The 3,720-nt window shown below is 67.4% G+C and carries 3 protein-coding genes; all 3 read left to right on the top strand.

What is annotated here, in order from left to right:
* The first annotated feature begins 120 nt into the window (after nt 1–120).
* Nucleotides 121–2,304: a relaxase/mobilization nuclease domain-containing protein gene (locus ACFDS3_RS19550; RefSeq protein WP_375264012.1), complete on the top strand. Its 2,184-nt coding sequence runs from the start codon at nt 121–123 to the stop codon at nt 2,302–2,304.
* A gap of 106 nt (nt 2,305–2,410) precedes the next feature.
* Nucleotides 2,411–3,310 (top strand): helicase RepA family protein, encoded by a 900-nt coding sequence (locus ACFDS3_RS19555; RefSeq protein WP_375264013.1) that lies wholly within the window; start codon nt 2,411–2,413, stop codon nt 3,308–3,310.
* The coding region (gene repC / locus ACFDS3_RS19560) for a replication protein C, IncQ-type (protein ID WP_375264014.1) at nt 3,303–3,720 on the top strand (418 nt) is incomplete at its 3' end. The genes ACFDS3_RS19555 and repC, both read left to right, overlap by 8 nt.

Here is a 3,720-nt window from a genome sequence, read left to right on the forward strand (position 1 = left end):
GCGCGGTGAACGAGGGGCGGCTGGCTGGCGATGCCGACCTGTCCGCCACGCTCACTGACCTGCGGGCGCAGCTCGACCGCGTTCGCGCCGAGCTGATCGGCATCGCCTCGGAGGATCCCGATGAAAGCCAAGCTTGAGCGCGGCGCCGGTTTCCGGGGCGCCCTCGATTACGCGCTGGGGAAGGGGGGCGGAAATGCCGTCGAGATCGTCGGGGGCAACATGCGCGGCCAGACCGCGCGGGAGCTTGCGGCCGAGTTCGGTCTGTCCCGTGCTGCCCGCCCGGGCATCTCGCGACCTGTCTGGCACACGAGCCTGTCGCTGCCGCCGGGCGAGAGCCTGGACAGTGATAGGTGGGCCGACGTCGTGGCTGCGTTCATGCATGAGATGGGTCTGGAGGGGCATCAGTATGTCGTCATTCGACACCACGACACCGACCTCGATCATGTCCACGTCATCGCCAGCCGGATCGCGCTCGACGGTGCTGTCTATCACGGGAAATTCGATGCCCGGAAAGCGATCGGCGTGACGCAGGCCCTAGAGGAGCGGTTCGACCTCACTCGGACCAAGGGGCTCGACGAGGGCCCGGCGCCGCGCCGCGCGCCGACGCAGAACGAGATCGAGCGCGCCGACCGGACCGGTGAGGCGCCCGTGCGGCTGCGGCTGCAGGAGATCGTGGACGCCGCGCTCGACGGGCCGCAGAGCATCGTGGCATTCGTTGATCGTCTGGCGGCGGCTGGCGTCCGGGCGGTGCCGAACCTGGCGAGCACCGGGCGCATGAATGGATTTTCGTTCGAGCTGGACGGCGTGGCTATGAAGGCCAGCCAGCTTGGGAAGTCGTACGGTTGGAAGAGCTTGCAGGAGCGAGGGATCGAGTATGAGCCGGACCGAGATGGCGCGGCGCTCCGCGAGCGCGCAGACGGAGGGGCCGCGGGAGCGTATGCAGGCGGAGTCGGAGAGCCTGCGCGAGCTGATGGCGCAGGTGGAGATGCTCACAACGAGCGTCTCGCTGATCCAGGCGAGGTTCGACGCCTCGATGGAGGAGACGGAGGCGACGCATCGGCGCGGGGTGGCCGAGGCGATGAAGCATCTTCGCCAGGCGTCGACGGCAGTCGAGGCTCAGATCAGCCCGCCGGTTCGGCGGGTCGAGGCGGCAGCAGCTCGGATCGAAGAGGCGATGCGCTCGACGCCGGGACTGAGGCCGAGGCCGTGGTGGGGGCTACCTCTGGCCGTGGGGATCGGGGTGGCGATTGGCGCGACCATGCTGACCGGATTTTTGATCTGGCATCGCCCAGCCCTGGAGACGATGGTCTCGCTCCACAACGCGATGCACGCCCCCTGACAGCAGCTCAGCGCGCGAAGGTCGCCGCCTGGGTGCAGCAGCATGACGCGCTCGATGCCCCGGCATACAGGCTCACGCTGATGTCGAGGGTCGAGGGGTTGCCGACCTATGTGATGGGCAAGGGCAAGGGGCCAGGCGGCACCGAGCGCACCTACACCGCCACTGAGGTCGCGCAGCTGATCCCCTACCTGTCCCGCGAAAACATGCTCGGGCACGATGTCTACATCACGCCGATGGACCCCGCGAACCACTACATCGTCGTGGATGACATGACACCCGAGACGGCGGCGAAGTTCGAGGCGGCAGGCTACTGCCCAGCCCTCGTTCAGGAATCCAGCCCCGGGAACCAGCAGGCCATTCTCAAGGGGCCGCGGCTCGATGCGCCGGGTGAGCAGACAGCGGCGAACCTCGTCGTCGTGGGCTTGAACCAGCGGTATGGCGACAAGAGCTTCAGCGGCGTGATCCATCCGTTCCGCATGGCCGCGTTCGCGAACAAAAAGGCCAACAAGGGGTCGCCATTCACTCGGATCATCCGCGCCGCTGGCGGCATCTGCGCGAAAACGGTCGAACTCTTGGCCGAGGCCCGCGCCCGCATTCAGGCGTCCAAGGGGCGCCGCCTGGCCGCAGAGCGCCCGCCGGAGCGCCCTGCGGCGCCCAAGGTGCTCCCTGCGCCTCAGGGGGCCGCTGATGCCCGTCACGACGCCCTGCGCGCCCGTGAGCTACGCTTCGCCGCGTCGCGGGGCTGGGACGTGAACGAGAGCGCGATCGACTATCGGGTCGCTCGCGCAATGCTGGCCGAGGGAATCGAGGCTGACGAGGTCGCAGGGGCGCTATTGCGGCGGTCGCCTGCTATCGAGGAGCGGCACCGCGACGTCTCTCGGTATATCTACCGCACTATCGCTGCCGCAGGGAGGCCGTCAGGCCGACCGGAGGAAGCGACAGACGGGCCGTTAGGACCGTCGTGACTTCTTTTTCTCCGCAGGCGCGCGCGCGCGGCGGCGGGGTGTGTGGCCGGACCGGGGGTGGAGCCCCGGGCCCGGCCAAAATCAGGTAGCCGTTGGAGGGCACACCATGACTGACACGAACCATACCATCGACGATCGCGCGTTGCCACGGATCGATCTGCGCGAAAGTTTTTCGCAACAGCCCCCGCCGCTCGACCTCGTGTTGCCTGGCATGATCGCAGGGACCGTCGGTGCTTTGGTCGCGCATGGTGGCGCGGGCAAGAGCTGGGTCGCGCTCGAGGTCGCCATTGCCGTGGCCGGTGGCCCAGACCTGATCGGGATGGGCATCGAGCAGACGGGCCGCGTTCTCTACCTGCCTGCCGAAGATCCGTCGCTGGCGATCCGCCACCGCCTCTGGGCTGCCGGTAGCCACCTAGCGCCGCCGGTCCGCGAGCAACTGGTCGACACGCTGGAGATCGTGCCACTGATGGGGCGGATCGTCGATATCCTGACCCCGGCGTGGGCCGACGCGCTGGAGCGCATGGCCGCAGGGTGCCGTTTGGTGGTGATTGATACGCTGCGCCGATTCCACAGCGGTGACGAGAACGCGGCGGGCGAAATGGCCCGCCTGCTCGGTGTCTTGGAGGCCATCTGTTCACGCACCGGCACGTCGATCCTGTTCCTGCACCACACGAACAAGGGGTCGGCGCTGAATGGTGCCGGAGACCAGCAGCAGGCGTCGAGGGGCTCGTCGGTTTTGGTCGACAACATTCGGGGCGGACAGTGGAATCTGGTCGGGATGACCGAGGCCGAGGCTCGCGCTCACGGCGTCGACCCTTCAGATCGGAAGATGTTCGTTCGCCTGTCGCAGGCTAAGGCGAATTTCGGAGCCGCCATGCCAGATGCCTGGCTTCAGCGGACCGATGGAGGAATCCTCGTCCGCGCTGGACTGGAAAGGCTGGACGATGGCGGACAAGGGCAAGACGACGAGCCGCGCCGCGGCGGGCGGAGGCGGTCGCATGGTTGACCTGACCCATGCCCGGCATGATCGCGCGACCGTGCTGGCTCCAGGCCTGTTCCGTTCACTGGCAGCGGGCGAGCGGAGGGCGCAGAAGCTCGACCTCGTCTACGATTACGGGAGTGGCGAGCAGATCGAGTTCAAGGGCTACGAGCCACTCGGGGTTCTGGAGATGCGTGTCCTTCAGGGCATCGTGGCGATGGCGGGCCCTGAGGGTCTCGTCCTTGAAGACGAGAATACCGCCAGCTCTGCGGGTTCCCAGCTGATGTTCGACTTGTTCGAGCCGGATCCCGCAGTTCAGGCGGCGAAAATCAAGCCGCCCTCACTGGTGGTGCGCGACAGCCTGCGTCGCTTGGCGCGCGAAATCGGGATGGATGAGGGCGGGAAGAGCCTGCGGCTGATCCGGCAGAGCATCGAGC

Origin of the sequence: Palleronia sp., assembly GCF_042089775.1 — a bacterium.
GTDB lineage: Bacteria > Pseudomonadota > Alphaproteobacteria > Rhodobacterales > Rhodobacteraceae > Palleronia.